The following is a 15,938-nucleotide window of genomic DNA, read 5'->3' as shown; positions in this document are numbered from 1 at the left end:
GTCGGCGCGACGAATGTGGACGAAAACCGCCGTTGTGCCAGGTCCCGACCTGCCCGTCCCTTCTGCGATTTGCAACGACATTCGGTCCAGCAGACACGCGGGTCACGACGCAGGTCGCGTCGCTCCACTCCTCGCGGCCCCGCCCATCGACGCACCACTCGTCGGCGGCAGGGGCTTGGCGTACTTGCCCATCGCGCGGGTGATGGCGGCGACGTAGTGTTCCGTCTCCGCGAACGGCGGGACGCCCTGGTACTTCGTCACGTTGCCGAAGCCTGCGTTGTAGCCGGCGAGCGCGAGGCGCATGGGGTTGTCGGCGATGCCTGAACGTTCGGCCCGCTGCTTCAGCTCACGCATCAAACGCCCCTGTGCGGCGATGGCGTCGGCGGGGTCGAACGGGTCGCCCTTGCCGTGGCTGGCCCACGCGTCGGGCGTGAACTGGGCGAGCCCCTTGGCGTTCGCGTGCGAGACGGCCTTCGGGTTCCACTTCGACTCGACCTCGAGCTGCGCAGCGAGCACAGCGCCGGGCACGCCCGATTCGCGCGACGCCGCCGCGACGAGCGGCCCCCAGCCGTTCGGCACCTTCGACTCGTCCAGCGCGCCGAGGGGCGCGTCGAACGACGGGACGAGCTGCGGGTCCGAGCGTGTCGACGTCATGAGCAGCAGCAATCCCGCGCACAGCGCGACGACGAGGCACGTCACGACGATGCGCCCACGCCGCGTCAGACGGATGGGCGCGGACGATGACGCGGCGCGTCGTGGGGTCATGATCTTCTCGTTCGCTCTCGTCTCGCGCGTCTTGAGGTCCGACTCTCGGCCGAACCCGGCTGCTTGCCCGCTGCTGCCTCACACGCTGCCAAACGATCAGGGGGCGTAGAACCCTGTCGATGTACGCATCCCCTCCGCAAGGCCGGGGTAGCGGGATGCTCCAGTCTGACAGGCTGCCGGCGCCCGTCTCGGCTGCCACGCTCCGAGGGCCTGACGACGACGCGTCGCTGCAACGTCGCACAACACGTCGACAGATGGTCGCAGCCCCCCGACGACGGGCAGCCCTGATAAATCGACGAACACATGAACGTCCGCCCAGACCTCATCCACGCGCCTCGTCGAGGTGAAGGGATCGAAGGGGGCGATGAGTAGCCCTTGCTGTTCGATCGACACCGCACCCTCGGGCGCCGTGGGCGCCTCAGATCTGGAGAAGACGATGACGAACACCCCGATCACCGCCGGCAACACGATCGGCGAATGGCTGGAGCACGCCTCGACCACCTTCCTGTTGAGCGACGACTCGACCAACATCAACGGCGCGGTGCTCACCTCGGACGGCGGGTGGTCGGCGGCCTGAGCCTCAGGGGCTCGGATTCGGCGGAATTCCGGGGTTGTCGGCATGATGTGGTTGGGTTGTCCTCGACGAGGAGAACCCGACCACACCGACGCCGAGGAGGCGCACCGATGGTGAACGACACCCCCGCAGCATCCGACGACCGCTCGAACGGCACGTGGCGCGACGTCGCGTCACCGCAGGCGCAGGCCGACCTCGACGAACTGCTCTCCGCAGCGCTCGGCGCGGCGATGGAGCACCTCGAGAAGAACGGCGAGTTCTACCCGTTCGCGATGTCGGTCGACGGCGAACCGACGATCGACTCCACCGGTGAGCCGACGGCCGCGAGCAACCAGGCCGTCGCGCCGGACGTCGACATCGTCTTCGCCGACCCCGCCGCGCTGGGCGAGCAGCCCGAGCCCGAAGCGGTGCTGGCCGAGCTGCGCCGCGTCCTCGCGGTGCGCGCCGAGAACGAGAACCGCACGGTCGCGCAGCGCGCGACGGCCATCGTCCTGTACGTCGTCGTGCCCGAGTTCGGTGACGCGGTGCGCGTCGACCTCGAGCACGCCGAGGGTGTGCAGCTCATGGTGCTTGCGCCCGTCAAGGGCAAGGGCAAGTCGCGCAAGCGCACCTTCGAGTACGGCGACCTGCGGCTGCTGCCGGGCCAGCGCCACATCTGGTGAGCCGCGCCCTCGACCTTATCCGCGATCCCGCACGTCGACTTCGCGCTGCGGAATGCCCCGTCGACCACACCGAGCAGCAAGGCTGACATGACGAACGAATCGCCCGACGACGCCGCGGCCGGCGCCGTCGAGACCGTCCATCCCGGCGCGCAGGACGTCGCGGGCGACTTCGCCGCGTCCGCGGATGCCGCTGCGCGGGAGGCGAACCCGCGCGTCAAGACGCTGACGCAGCGGTTGCCGAAGACGTTTGACGCCGACCGCATCTACGAGGAGTTCACCGCCTGGGCGGGCGATCGTGGCCTCAGCCTCTATCCGCACCAGGAAGAGGCCATCATCGAGGTGCTCGACGGCAAGAACGTCATCCTCGCGACGCCCACGGGCTCGGGTAAGTCGATGGTCGCGACGGCGGCGCACTTCGCGGCGCTCGCAGGCGACCGGGTGAGCTTCTACACAGCGCCGATCAAGGCTCTCGTGAGCGAGAAGTTCTTCGCGCTGTGCGAGATCTTCGGTGCCGAGCACGTCGGCATGCTGACGGGCGATGCCTCGGTCAACGCCGACGCGCCCATCATCTGCTGCACCGCGGAGATCCTCGCCAACATCGCCTTGCGCGAGGGCAAGGACGCCGACGTCGGCCTCGTCATCATGGACGAGTTCCACTTCTACTCCGAGGGCGATCGCGGCTGGGCGTGGCAGGTGCCGCTGCTCGAACTGCCGCAGGCGCAGTTCCTGCTCATGTCCGCGACGCTCGGTGACGTGCGCCGTTTCGAGGAGGACATGACGCGTCGCACCGGCCGCGCCTCCGTCACCGTCGCGGGGGCCGAGCGTCCCGTGCCGCTCAGCTATCACTGGTCGACGACACCACTCAACGAGACGATCGAGGAGCTGCTCGAGACGCGTCAGGCGCCCGTCTACGTCGTGTTCTTCAGGCAGGCCCAGGCGCTGGAGAACGCGCAGGCGCTCATGTCGCTCAAGGTCGCCTCCCGTGAGGATCGCGACAGGATCGCCGAGATGATCGGCGACTTCCGCTTCTCCACCGGCTTCGGCAAGACGCTCTCACGACTCATCCGTCACGGCATCGGTGTGCACCACGCCGGCATGTTGCCGAAGTACCGCCGTCTCGTCGAGACGCTCGCGCAGGCCGGTCTGCTGAAGGTGATCTGCGGCACCGACACGCTCGGCGTCGGCATCAACGTGCCGATCCGCACCGTCGTGCTCTCCGGCCTGACGAAGTTCGACGGCACCCGCCAGCGCATGCTCAAGTCGCGCGAGTTCCACCAGATCGCCGGGCGGGCCGGCCGTGCGGGGTTCGACACGAGCGGCACCGTGGTCGTCCAGGCGCCCGAGCACGTCATCGAGAACACACGCAACATCGCGAAGGCCGGTGACGACCCGAAGAAGCTCAAGAAGGTGCAGCGCAAGAAGCCGCCGGAGGGTTTCATCAACTGGAGTGAGGAGAGCTTCGAGCGCATCGTCGCGAGCGAGCCCGAAGCGCTCGTCAGTCGCATGCGCATCACGCACTCGATGCTGCTCAACCTCATCGCCCGCGACGGCGACCCGTTCGTCGCCGTGCGCGATCTCGTGCGCGACAACCACGAGGATCGCAAGGGGCAGGCGAAGCTCGCTCGCCGCGCGATCGGCCTCTACCGCGAGATGCTGGCCGCCGGCGTCGTCCGGCGACTCGACGAACCGCAGGCCGACGGGCGCCAGGTCGACCTCACGGTCGACCTGCAGGACAACTTCGCGCTCAACCAGCCGCTCGCACCGTTCGCCCTCGCCGTCCTCGACATGCTGAGTCCCGACGACGCCGCCCCCGCCCGCGGTGACGCGCCGGAGGTCGACACCTCGACGAACGAGGGCGCACGCGCTGCGGCGCGCACGAACGCACAGGATTACGCGGTCGATGTCGTCAGTGTCATCGAGTCGATCCTCGACGACCCTCGCCCGGTGCTCATGGCGCAACAGCACAAGGCGCGCGGCGTGGCGATCGCCGAGATGAAGGCCGACGGCATCGAGTACGACGAGCGCATGGAGCGCCTCGAGGACGTGACGTGGCCGAAGCCGCTCTCCGACCTGCTCGACGCGGCGTTCGAGACGTACGCGCAGAGCCAGCCGATGGTGCGCATGTACGAACTGTCACCCAAGTCCGTCGTGCGCGAGATGTACGAGAATGCCTGGGGTTTCGGCGATCTCATCCGCTTCTACGACCTCGCGCGCAGCGAGGGCGTCGTCCTGCGCTACCTGACCGACGCGTACCGCACCCTGCGTCAGAGCGTGCCCGAGTCGAAGAAGAACGAGGAACTCGCCGACCTCATCGAGTGGCTCGGGGAGGTCATCCGTCAGACCGACTCGAGCCTGCTCGACGAGTGGGAGGCCCTGACGCACCCGGGTGACGCGCCGGTGCAGCAGGAGACGGTGCTGAAGCAGCGTCCCCTCACGGCCAACCCGCGCGCGATGAAGGTCGCCATCCGCAAGGCGATGTTCAAGCGCGTCGAGCTCGCAGCGCGCGACGACGTCGACGGCCTCGCCGCGCTCGACGCCGCCGTCGCGGCGACGACCGACCCGCCGACCGAGATCGTCATGGATGCCGACGCGTGGGATGCCGACCTCGGCGCCTACTACGACGAGCATGACGAGATCCTCCTCGACGCGGACGCCCGCGGGCCGAGGATGCTGCGCATCACCGAGCAGCCCGACAAATGGGAGATCCGCCAGGTCATCCACGACCCCGATGACGACAACGACTGGGGGATCGACGCGGAGGTCGACCTCGCCGCCTCCGACGAGGCGGGCGTCCCGCTCGTCGTCGTGGTCGGCCTCAACCGCCTCGGGGACTGACGCGCGTCCGCGACGAGCGGCGGTCATCGAGAGCCGCATACCGGCCAAGGACGAAAAGCAGCCGAGCCAATCTTGTGAGCACGGGGAGCCCCTGACGACGAACACCGAACGCACGGGCTCGGGTCGAGCACGTACCCTGACCCGGTTGTCGGCCGGCGCGGTGTCGCACGAGCGTGCCCAGCGCGACGCTTTCAATGAGACAGCCACGCCTCACCCCAGCTCGTCGAAGGAGAACACGGTGGATCAGCAGGTCGGCGCCCACGCGGTCGAGGGCTCGGCGAGCACGGACGCCCCGGCGAGCTCAGAGGGTTCGAGTGGCCTGACGCGCAGCCTCGGGCATCGCACCATGCTGATGATCGGTCTCGGTTCGGCGCTCGGCACGGGCCTGTTCTTCGGTTCCGGCGCGGCGATCGGGGTGGCCGGCCCGGCGGCCGTCGTCAGCTTTGCGCTGGGCGCGCTGCTCATCGCCGTCATCGGCCTCGCCATGGCGGAGATGGCGACCGCCCGCCCCGAGCCGGGCAGCTTCGGCGCCGCCGCGGGGCGTTACCTCGGGGAGTGGGCCGGCTACGTCTCTCGCTGGTGCTACTGGGCGGCGAGCGTCATCGCGCTCGGCGGCGAGGTCGTCGCGGCCGGCGCGTATCTGCAGTACTGGTGGCCGCAGACGTCGCTCTCCGTGTTCGTCGCCCTCGTGGCGCTCGCGATCATCGTCATCAACCTGCTCTCCGTGCGCGCGTTCGGCCGCGCCGAGGTCGTCTTCTCCACGCTCAAGGTGACGGCTCTCGTCGCGTTCATCCTCGTCGCGCTCGTCCTCGTGCTGTTCGGCGTGCCCGGCCATCCCGCCACCGGGTTCGCTCACCTCACCGACCACGGCGGGTTCATGCCCGGTGGTATGGAGTCGATCTGGTTGTCGATGTCGATCGTGATGTTCGCCTTCGTCGGCGTCGAGGTCGTGCCGATCACCGCGGCCGAGGCCGACGACCCGCGCCGCAGCGTCCGCACCGCGATGCGCGCCCTCGTCGCCCGGCTGGGGTTGTTCTACGTCATCGCGGTGGGTCTCATCGTCACGCTCAACGCCTGGACCGACGTCGCGTCCGCGAAGGGCCTGACGGCGAGCCCGTTCGTCAAGGCGTTCGACGCCGTCGGGCTCCCGGCCGCCGCGGGCATCATGAACGCCGTCATCCTCGTCGCCGCGCTGTCCACGGGCAACGCGCAGCTGTACGGCGCCGGTCGGCTCGTGCACTCGCTCGCCGTCGATCGTCTCGCACCACGATTCCTCGCCCGCACGACGTTGCGGGGCGTGCCGCTCGCGGCCACGCTCGTCTCGACGTTCGGCCTCGTCCTCGCGATCTACCTCGCACAGACGGGGGTTGCCGACATCTTCACCAAGCTCGCCTCCATCGCGATCTTCTCCGTCATGGTGACGTGGCTGCTCGCCCTCGCCAGCTTCATCGCGTTCAAGCGCCGCGGCGACGTCGATGGCAGCGTCCACCTGCCCGGCGGCAGTGTGACGGCGGCGCTCGGCGTCGTCGGCGTGCTCGCCGTGATGGCCACCGCGTTCGAGGTCGACGACATGCGTCAGGCGGCGCTCATCGGCAGTGGCTGGGTCCTCGTGCTGCTCGTCGCGTACCTCCTCACGCGGGCCGGGCGAGCCCGGGCCCGTACCTCCTGACGCCCCACCTCACCCCTGCGGTGGGATGCTGCGGCCCCGACTCGATTTTCCGCGCGAATGGTGGTGGGGTTGGAGGCATGAGCGCGCCCGTGACGTCCACCTATCGCTTCCAGCTGCACGCCGACTTCCCGTTCGACGCTGCCCGCGCGCAGTTGCCGTACCTGAAGAAGCTCGGCATCTCGCACGCCTATTGCTCGCCGATCCTCACCGCCGTCCCCGGTTCGGTCCACGGCTATGACGTGCTCGACCACACCCGTGTCAACCCGGAGCTGGGCGGCCGCGAAGCGTTCGAGCGGTTCGCCGACGCCGCGCACGAGCTGGGGCTCGGTGTCGTCGTCGACGTCGTGCCGAACCACATGGCGTTCGTCGCGCCCGAGTCGAGCAACGCGCCGCTGTGGGCGCTGCTGGCAGGGGGGAAGGACGCCTCGACGGCGCATTGGTTCGACGTCGACTGGGACGCGCTCGACGGCGCGCTCGGCGTCCCGATCCTCGGCAAGCCGCTCGACGAGGAGATCGCGGACGGCTCGATCACGCTCGACCGCAGCGGTGACGAACCCGTCATCCGCTACTACGAACACGTCTTCCCCGTCGCCGACGGTTCCCTCGACGGCATCGGCGAGGCGCCGCAGGGCGACGAACTCGCCCGGCTTCTCGAGCGTCAGCACTACCGGCTCGCGTTCTGGCGCGATCGTGACGCGGTGCTCAACTATCGTCGCTTCTTCGAGGTCAACGAGCTCATCGCCGTGCGCGTCGAGACCGACGACGTCTTCGACGCGACGCACGCGCTGCTGCTCGAACTGCATCACGCCGGCCACATCGACGGCTTCCGCATCGACCACCCGGACGGACTGGCCGACCCGGCCGGATACCTCGCGCGACTGACGCAGGAGTGCCGCAGGGGCACGCCGATCTGGGTCGAGAAGATCCTCGAACCGGGCGAGCACCTGCCGAGCGACTGGGCCTGCGCGGGCACGACGGGTTACGACGCGATGGCCGCCATCACTGCCGCGCTGGCCGATGACGTCGCCGCCCCGACGATCGAGGCCTGCTGGCAGCGTGCGCTCGGTGACGGCGACGCCCGCGACGTCGAGGTCGCGACGCGCGAGGCGAAGCGCTTCGTCGTCGAGAACGGTCTCGTGCCGGAGGCCGAGCGGCTGACGCGTCGCGCCGCCGAGGTGCGCCCCGACCTGCAGCGCGAAGCACTGCGTGCCGCGATCGTCGAGCTGCTCGTCGCGGCGCCCGTCTACCGCGCCTACCTCGTCCCGGGCGCCCGCATGGCACCGGAGTCGAAGCACCACCTCGACGAGGCGCTCGAGGCCGCGCGCGAGGCCCGCCCCGATCTGGCCGACGAGCTCGATGCTCTCAAGCGCATCGCGCTCGTGCGTCCGCACGCCGGGGCCGACGAGTTCGACGACATCGAGCCGGCCGCGTCCGACTTCGCGGTGCGTCTGCAGCAGACATGGGGCCCGGTCATGGCGAAGTCGATCGAGGACACCCTCTTCTACCGGTGGCACGCGTTGACCGCCCTCAACGAGGTCGGCGGCGACGTCGACGTCCTCGTGGACGCCGGCGCGCACCGTCTGAACGCCTGGGCGCAGCACAACGCCGAATACTGGCCGCGCACGATGACGACGCTGTCGACGCACGACACGAAGCGCAGCGAGGACGTTCGCGCGGCGTTGCTCGCGATCGCCGGTGACGACGAGGCGTGGACGGCGTGCAGCGACGCCGCGTTCGCGCTCGCCGACGCGATGGGCGTCGACCGGCCCGCGGCGGCGCTGGCGTGGCAGACCATCGCTGGATTCTCCACCGCCTACGGCCCGTTCGACACCACCGATGCTGACGGCGCCGCACCCGACGCCGTCCACGGGCGGCGCGATCTCGGCATCGACGCGGATCGCCTGAGCGAGTACCTGACGAAGGCGCTGCGCGAGGCGAAGGTCTACACGGCCTGGACCGACGGCGACGAGGCGTACGAGAAGCAGGTGCTCGCCTTCGCCACCGCTGTCCTCGAGGCTGACGACGCCGCCGCCCCTCGAACGGGGGAGAGCGCTGCATCGGCGCCGGCCGCCGAGACGCTCGCCGCGGATCTACGCCGCAGCCTCCTCGACGCGCGTCGACGGAACGCCGAGGCGATCACGCTGACCGGGCACACTCAGAAGGTGCTCGAGCTGTTCCTTCCGGGCATCCCCGACACCTACCAGGGCTCGGAACGTCCGACGCTCAGCCTCGTCGACCCCGACAACCGTCGCCCGGTCGACTACGGCGAACTCGAGCAGCTCCTCGACGTCGGGGGCTCGCGTCCGCGCCTCGTGCAGCGTTGCCTCGCCGCGGACGTCCATGCGCCGGCGAACCCGGGGTCGGGTTACGAACCGCTCGAATCCGACAGCGAGTTCCTCGTCGCGTTCGAGAGGACGGTGCCGGCAGCGTCCGTGGTGCGCCGTCAGATCGCCGAGGCCGGGCGTCTCGTCGAGGCCGCGGGGCGTCAGGTGAGCAAGTTGGTCAAGCGCGCCCAGGGCGGCGAGCAGACTGACGCACCGACGCCCGCCGAGGCGGACGCGACTCCGCTCGCCGTCGCCGTCATCGGGGTGCGCGCTGCATCCCGGGCACTGCGCACGGGCGCGCTGGCCGATGCCCACGTCAGCCTGCCTGCCGGAGAGTGGCGGCACGCCTTCACCGGCGAACGCCTCACCATCACCGACGCGCCGGTCGCGTTCGGCGATCTCGGTGACCACGAGTTCGGCCACGTCCACGTCCTCGTTCAGGAGAAGCGATGAACACCTACTCCTCGCCCGGTTTTCACGGCGCGACCCAGACGATCTCGGTGTGGGCGCCGGCCGCCGAGCGCATGGTGCACCTCGTCGCGGACGGCGTGAAGGCGCCCATGAAGGCCGGCGAGAACGGCTGGTGGCATTCGCCCGAGCCGGTGCGCGTCGGCAGCGAGTACGCCTTCAGCATCGACGGCGGCGACCCGCGCCCCGACCCGCGTTCGCTGCTGCAGCCCGAGGGCATCCACGGCCCCAGCGAGGTCGTCGACCTCGCGGCCCACGACTGGCAGGACGACGGTTGGCGCGGCCACCACGCGGACGCGGCCTCGCACGACGACGCGATGCGCGGCGCGGTCTTCTACGAGCTGCACATCGGCACGTTCACCGAATCCGGGACGTTCGACTCGGCCATCGAACGGCTCGATCACCTCGTGACGCTCGGGGTGACACACGTCGAGATCCTGCCGGTGAACGGCGTTCCGGGAGAGCGAAACTGGGGCTATGACGGTGTCAACTGGTACGCGACGAGCGCCGCCTACGGTGGCCCGGCCGCCTTCCAGCGCTTCGTCGACGCGTGCCACGCGCGCGGCCTCGCCGTCTGCCTCGATGTCGTCTACAACCACCTCGGCCCGAGCGGCAACTACTTGCCCGAGTTCGGCCCCTACTTCAATGCGCTGCACCACACGCCGTGGGGCCCCGCCGTCAACCTCGACGGCCCGCAGAGTGACGAGGTGCGCCGCTTCATCATCGAGAACGCGCTCATGTGGTTCACCGAGTTCCACGTCGACGCGTTCCGCCTTGACGCCGTCCACGCGCTCGCCGACGACACGGCCGTCCACATCCTCGAAGAGCTCACGGCCGCACTGGAACTCGCCGCCGAGCAGACGGGTCGCAACGTCGTCGTCGTCGCCGAGTCCGACCGCAACGACCCGGCCACCGTCACGCCGCGTGCGCGCGAACCGCGCTCGGGTCAGCGCGGACTCGCGGTCGCCGACGGTGGCAGCGCCGGCCTCGGGCTGAGCGGGCAGTGGGCCGACGACATCCACCACACCCTGCACGTGCTGCTCACCGGTGAGACGCAGGGCTACTACGAGGACTTCGCGGCCCCCGCGGCTCTCGCCAAGATGTACGCGACGCCGTTCTTCCACGACGGCACGTACTCGAGCTTCCGCGAGCGCCGCCACGGCCGCCCCGTCGATCCCGAAGCGACGCCGGGTTGGCGCTTTGTCGCGTCCCTGCAGACGCACGATCAGGTCGGCAACCGCGCGACGGGCGAGCGCCTCTCGCAGCTCGTCGGCGTCGACCGGCTGGCCTGCGCGGCAGCGCTGCTGCTGACGTCGCCGTACACGCCGATGCTCTTCATGGGTGAGGAGTACGGTGCGCAGACCCCCTGGCAGTTCTTCACCGACCACGTCGACCCCGAGATCGCCGAGGGCACCTCACGCGGGCGCGCGGCCGAGTTCGCGGCCCACGGCTGGGGTGACGCGGTGCCCGACCCCCAGGAGGAGTCGACCTTCCGCAACTCGGTGCTGCGCTGGAGCGAGATCGACGACCCCGACGGCGAGCAGTCGCTCCTGCTCGACTGGTACCGCACCCTCATCAGGCTGCGCCGCGAGGTGCCCGACCTGTCCGACCCGACCCTCGGCACGAGCCGGGTCGAGCGTGACGGCGAGGGCCCGACGAGCGTCGTGACGGTGCACCGCGGCGACTGCCGCGTCGTCGTCAACCTCTCGGGCGAGGCGACGACGATCGACGCCGACCGTGTCATCGCCGCATGGCACATCGTCGACGAGCGCCCCGCCGACGGCGGGGGAGTGCGCGTCGTCATCCCGGCCGACGGGGTGGCCATCGTCCGCTGACCCGTAGCAGGGTCGTGCCGCCCGGTGCGACCCTGTGGAGTTCGCGGCGACGGCGTCCGGCGGATGTCTCGACGGCGCCCGGCGGAATGCCGCCCGCCCGCGCGTCGTTGACCCGATGACGCACTCGACGCCTCGTCGAGGCACCGAAGGAGCCTGCCGTACCCGTGACGCGTTCCCACCACAAGCCGTTGTTCTTCACCGACCGCGAGTTCCAGGCGTTCGAGGGAGCACCCGACCCCGCCGATGTCACCGCCATCGCGCACGAGAGCGCCGCCATCCTCGTCGGCGCCGGGCGCACCAACGCGGACCCGGAGGTGACGGCCCGGCTCATCGCGCTGACGGACGAGATCGGCTTGTCGACGCTCGCGCAGCTGTGGGCCGGGCGCCCGGCCGTCAGCCTGCCCGGCGTGCTGTGGCGCCTCTACACGCTGCGCGAATGGGTGCGCCGCGACGCTGTAGGCGCCGCGGGCGACTACAACGCCGGTATCCGGCACGCTCACGTCTCCCACGCCGTCGCGGGATCGGCCGACCCTAGCGGACCTGCCGAGATCAAGGTGCTCGCCGACCGCATCCTCGAGGGCGCCTACACCGGCGACTTCGCCGTCGCGCTCGAACGCGCCGCAGCCTTCTGTCGCGTCGTCGCCTCCGGCCGGGCCGAACGCGCCGAGCGTCACGACGGCCATGACGATGCCCTGGCCGCGCGCGAGGCGCTCAGCGCCGCACGGCTCGGCGACACAGCCCGTGACCTGACGAAGGCCGCCTCCGCCTGGCGCACCGGCAACCTCGACTGATCCGACCCGACTGACTCGACTCAGGTCATTCGACCCGGGCGGCCCGTCTCGACTGGTGCATCCCGACCGGTTCATGGGTTGCGCTGTCTGGTCTCGACCGGTGGTGACGCCTCGCCAGGCGTCGCCGGCTCCGGGACGACACTGCACTGCGTGACGTTTCTCGCAGCCGCCGGGAATGCGAGGGCCGGTGATGTTCGTTAAGGTGGATGAGCACGCTGGGCCGCGGCAGCCCCGGGTCCCAAATTCAGCCGCTACGAGCGGCCTAGTGCCGAGAGGCGCTCCCGGTCCAGCGTGTCTCACATCTCTCGCGGCGCGGCCATCCCCTGCGCCGCTACCGCACCTCTCGCGAGCGGCGAAGCACCTGCATCGCGCCGGGATGTATTGGCATTCGACCGTGCCGTGGTGGTCAGTGCGCCAGGAGGTAGTGCTCCGCCGCGTCGCGGCGGGCCTTCTCGCGGGCGCGACGCCCACCGCCCTTCCAGTCGCAGACGTGGCAGACGCCGTAGCTGAAGTTGCCGTCGTCGACGATTCCCGGGGTGTCCGAGAAGACGATCTCGTCAGGGGTCGGGTGAGCGCCGCGCGCGATCGCCTGCTTCTTGCGGTTCTTGAGCAGCGACTTGCGCGACCACGTTCCAATACGAGTTGCATCCTTCGGCACAAGCACAGTGTGCATGAAATCGGGATGAACGGCCCCTGAAGCATTGAGTCGATTTGCCCGACCCCGGGCACGATGTTCAGCGCCGGCTCGCGCTATGCCGAAGAGGGTTGCGCCCCAGGGAAACTCGATCGGCACACGGTCATAGCCCCCGCTCATATGTGATGTGAGTCATTCTGCATCCCGACGTGCAGCGACGCCTGCAGCGCCTCCCAGCGTGAAGTCAGGTTGACGCCGCAGGAACGCTGCCCGGCAACGCAGGCGCCCCCCACCGTCACGACGGTGGGGGGCGCACAACGCACGATGGATCAGCAGTGCTTCTCGGGCTGAGCTCGGGGGCGCCTGCGGACCTCGCTTCGTTCGTGTCCTCGGCACCCTTTCGCTTTCACCTGACGGGCTCGGAGGGCCGCGCCGGGCCGGTGCTCGCTTCGCTGCGCCCCGGTCCTCACGGCCCTTTCGCCCGGCTGTCAGCCGAAGCGACCGGAGATGTAGTCCTCGGTCGCCCGCTGATCCGGGTTGCTGAACATCTTCTGCGTGTCGTTCATCTCGACGAGCATGCCGGGCTTGCCCGTCGCCTCGAGGTTGAAGAACGCCGTCCGGTCAGCCACACGCGCCGCCTGCTGCATGTTGTGCGTGACGATGACGATCGTGTAGTCCTTCTTCAGCTCCAGCATCAGATCCTCGATGGCGAGCGTCGAGATCGGGTCGAGAGCCGAGCACGGCTCGTCCATGAGGAGCACGTCCGGCGACACCGCGATGGCACGCGCGATGCACAGACGCTGCTGCTGACCGCCCGACAGGCCGGCACCCGGCTTGTCGAGGCGATCCTTGACCTCGTTCCACAGGTTCGCGCCACGCAGCGACTGCTCCGTCTTCTCGGCGAGCACCTTCTTGTCCTTCACGCCGTTGAGGCGCAGACCCGCGACGACGTTGTCACCGATCGACATCGTCGGGAACGGGTTGGGGCGCTGGAACACCATGCCGACGGTGCGGCGCACCGCCACCGGGTCGACGCCCGGCGCGTACAGGTCCTCGTCGTCGAGGAGCACCTGACCCTCGACGCGGCCGCCGGGGATGACCTCGTGCATGCGGTTGAGGGTGCGCAGGAACGTGGACTTGCCGCAGCCCGACGGGCCGATGAAGGCCGTGATCGAGCGGGGCTCGATCGTCATGGAGACATCGTTCACGGCGAGGAAGTCGCCGTAGTAGACGTTGAGGTTGTGAACGTCGATCCGCTTGCTCATTGAACTCGGGTTCCTTTACGAGTCGTATCCGCGCGAGCGGATGTCAGTTCTTGACCTTGCTGAAGCGGCTGATGAAGCGGCCCAGCAGGTTGAGAAGAAGGATGAGGAGGATGAGGGTGCACGCCGCCGCCCACACGCGCTGCGCGGAGGCGTCGACGGCCATGTTGTCCTTGCCGTTGTAGATCATCGTCGGCAGCGTGCCCATGAGGCCGCCGAACAGGTTCGTCGACAGCGACTTGAAGTACGGCGCGAGGATGATGAGCGGTGCCGTCTCGCCCATGACGCGGGCGAGGCCGAGCAGCACACCGGTGACGATGCCGGAGAACGCCGTCGGGAGAACGATCTTGAGGATCGTCTTCCACTTCGGCACGCCGAGGGCGTACGCGGCCTCGCGCAGCTCGTTCGGCACGAGCTTCAACATCTCCTCCGTGGAGCGCACGACGACGGGAACCATGAGCAGCACGAGCGCCAGGCACACGGCGAACGGGATGCGGTCGAAGCCGAACGTCGTCACCCAGACGGCGTAGACGAACAACGCGGCGACGATGGAGGGGACACCGGTGAGGATGTCGACCATGAAGCTGACGATCTTCGCGGCACGGCCGCGCCCGTACTCGACGAGGTAGACGGCGGTCATCACGCCGATCGGCACGGCGATGAGAGCCGTGACGAAGGCCTGGATGAGGGTGCCCTGGATGGCGTGGGCGGCGCCGCCGGCGACCTCGCGGCGGCCGACGCCGCGCTGGCTCTTCGTCCACCAGTCGACGTGCAGGAGCAGCTCGCCGCCCTTCATGATGACGGTGGCGATGATCCACACCAGCGGTACGAGGGCGACGAGGAACGCGGCCCACATGACGACGGTGGCGATCGTGTTCTTCGTCGCGCGGCCGCCGGACTGGCCCTTGCCGGAGAGCGAGTTCTTCGACCGGGGCTCGGGAGCGGGGTTCTTCTCGAGGGAGTGGGCTGCGGTGCTCATTCGGTGAACGCCTTCCTGCGCTCGATGACGACACGGGCGATCGCGTTGACGACGAACGTCAGGATGAACAGGACGAGGCCCGCCGCGATGAAGGCCCCCGTCTTCGAGGGGTTGTCGAACTCGCCGGCGTTGTTGGCGATCTTCGAGGCGAAGGTCTCACCGCCCTTGAAGATCGAGAAGTTCCAACCCTCGCTGCCGTTGAGGGCGGAGACGATCATCATGACGGCGACGGTCTCACCGAGCGCGCGCCCGAGGCCGAGCATGGACGCGCTGATGATGCCGGGCTTGCCGAAGGGGAGCACCGCGGTGCGGATGACCTCCCACTTCGTCGCGCCGAGCGCCGTCGCCGCATCCTTGTGGGCCTGCGGCGTCTGCGCGAAGACCTCACGCGTCAGGGCCGTGATGATCGGCAGGATCATGATGGCGAGGATGATCGAGACGAAGGCGATGGTGCTCGCGGGGGAGGTGTCCGTCTTGGCGAACAGGGGGCACCAGCCCAGCACGTCCTGGATGACCTTGGCCACCGGGTCGAAGTACTGACCGACGGTGAACACGCCCCACAGGCCGTAGACGATGGACGGCACGGCCGCCAGCAGGTCGATGAGCGCAGCGCCCGGCTTCGCCAGCCACTTCGGCGCGTACTGCGTGAGGAACAGCGCGATGCACACGGCGAGCGGCACGGCGATGAGCATGGCGAGCACCGAGGAGGTGACCGTCACCCACAGCAGGCGGGCGATGCCGAAGTGCATCGGGCTCGAGTCGACGTCCCAGTCCTGGGAGGTGAGGAAGTTCGAGTGGTCGTCCATGATGGCGGGAACCGCCTGGATGACGAGGAAGGCTCCGACGAGCGCGACGAGGACGACGACGAGGAGGCCCGCGCCGCGCGCGAGGCCACCGAAGATCATGTCGCCCCTGCGGCCCGTCGCTGCGCGGTCACCGGAGGGGGCGTGTTCGCCGGGGCCCTCCCCGGGGGTGTGACCGTCGTCGGGGCCGGGTGCGTCGGCCACCGAGACGCCGGTGATTGAACTCATGAGGTTTCCTGCCTCTGCTCGAGCTGGTACGGGTGGAACGCGAGACTATGGACTCGCTCCGACGCGCAGACGGGGTGCTCGGGCGCCGAAGCGCCCGAGCACCCCGTCA

General features: G+C 69.4%; 11 protein-coding genes and 1 pseudogene. 7 read left to right on the top strand and 5 right to left on the bottom strand.

From position 1 onward, the window contains the following. Positions 1-102: 102 nt before the first annotated feature. Entirely contained in the window at positions 103-765 is a 663-nt protein-coding gene (locus tag EDC82_RS11635) for a lytic transglycosylase domain-containing protein (RefSeq protein ID WP_131941627.1), read from the bottom strand. Between the two features lie 490 nt (positions 766-1,255). Between EDC82_RS11635 and EDC82_RS11630 the strand changes: the two are divergent. The 7 genes and pseudogenes from EDC82_RS11630 to EDC82_RS11600 form a co-directional block, all read left to right on the top strand. Continuing rightward, positions 1,256-1,342, top strand: a pseudogene (locus EDC82_RS11630) (short-chain dehydrogenase); the annotation flags it as partial. Positions 1,343-1,449: 107 nt separating this feature from the next. After that, complete coding sequence (locus tag EDC82_RS11625; RefSeq protein ID WP_074041005.1) at positions 1,450-2,001, top strand: hypothetical protein; 552 nt, start codon at positions 1,450-1,452, stop codon at positions 1,999-2,001. Between the two features lie 87 nt (positions 2,002-2,088). Then, positions 2,089-4,836, top strand: coding sequence for an RNA helicase (locus EDC82_RS11620; RefSeq protein ID WP_200829301.1), 2,748 nt, complete (start codon positions 2,089-2,091; stop codon positions 4,834-4,836). Positions 4,837-5,074: 238 nt separating this feature from the next. After that, positions 5,075-6,505, top strand: a complete 1,431-nt coding sequence (locus EDC82_RS11615) for an amino acid permease (RefSeq protein ID WP_131941625.1) — start codon at positions 5,075-5,077, stop codon at positions 6,503-6,505. A 77-nt stretch (positions 6,506-6,582) separates the two neighbouring features. Then, the gene (treY, locus tag EDC82_RS11610; RefSeq protein WP_074041004.1) at positions 6,583-9,282 is read left to right on the top strand and encodes a malto-oligosyltrehalose synthase; all 2,700 of its coding nucleotides are present in this window, start codon (positions 6,583-6,585) and stop codon (positions 9,280-9,282) included. Further along, entirely contained in the window at positions 9,279-11,132 is a 1,854-nt protein-coding gene (treZ, locus tag EDC82_RS11605; protein WP_074041003.1) for a malto-oligosyltrehalose trehalohydrolase, read from the top strand. Before treY ends, treZ begins: the two co-directional genes overlap by 4 nt. A gap of 164 nt (positions 11,133-11,296) precedes the next feature. Further along, a complete protein-coding gene (locus EDC82_RS11600) occupies positions 11,297-11,923 on the top strand; it encodes a hypothetical protein (RefSeq protein WP_074041002.1) in 627 nt (208 codons plus the stop codon). A gap of 406 nt (positions 11,924-12,329) precedes the next feature. On the opposite strand, the gene EDC82_RS11595 is transcribed toward EDC82_RS11600, so the two are convergent. The 4 genes from EDC82_RS11595 to pstC all read right to left on the bottom strand — a co-directional run bounded on the left by EDC82_RS11595 (position 12,330) and on the right by pstC (position 15,829). Further along, positions 12,330-12,596, bottom strand: coding sequence for a hypothetical protein (locus EDC82_RS11595; RefSeq protein WP_062258103.1), 267 nt, complete (start codon positions 12,594-12,596; stop codon positions 12,330-12,332). 449 nt (positions 12,597-13,045) lie between these two features. Continuing rightward, positions 13,046-13,822, bottom strand: coding sequence for a phosphate ABC transporter ATP-binding protein PstB (gene pstB, locus EDC82_RS11590; protein WP_006946474.1), 777 nt, complete (start codon positions 13,820-13,822; stop codon positions 13,046-13,048). Positions 13,823-13,865: 43 nt separating this feature from the next. Continuing rightward, the gene (pstA, locus tag EDC82_RS11585; protein WP_006946437.1) at positions 13,866-14,798 is read right to left on the bottom strand and encodes a phosphate ABC transporter permease PstA; all 933 of its coding nucleotides are present in this window, start codon (positions 14,796-14,798) and stop codon (positions 13,866-13,868) included. Next, complete coding sequence (gene pstC / locus EDC82_RS11580; RefSeq protein WP_131941623.1) at positions 14,795-15,829, bottom strand: phosphate ABC transporter permease subunit PstC; 1,035 nt, start codon at positions 15,827-15,829, stop codon at positions 14,795-14,797. The genes pstA and pstC overlap by 4 nt, the downstream gene beginning before the upstream one ends. Positions 15,830-15,938 lie beyond the last annotated feature (109 nt).

The organism is Dermacoccus sp. SAI-028 (assembly GCF_004346775.1).
GTDB lineage: Bacteria > Actinomycetota > Actinomycetes > Actinomycetales > Dermatophilaceae > Dermacoccus > Dermacoccus nishinomiyaensis.
Note: the sequence above shows the minus strand (reverse complement) of the source record. Positions and strands in the feature narration are given on the sequence as shown.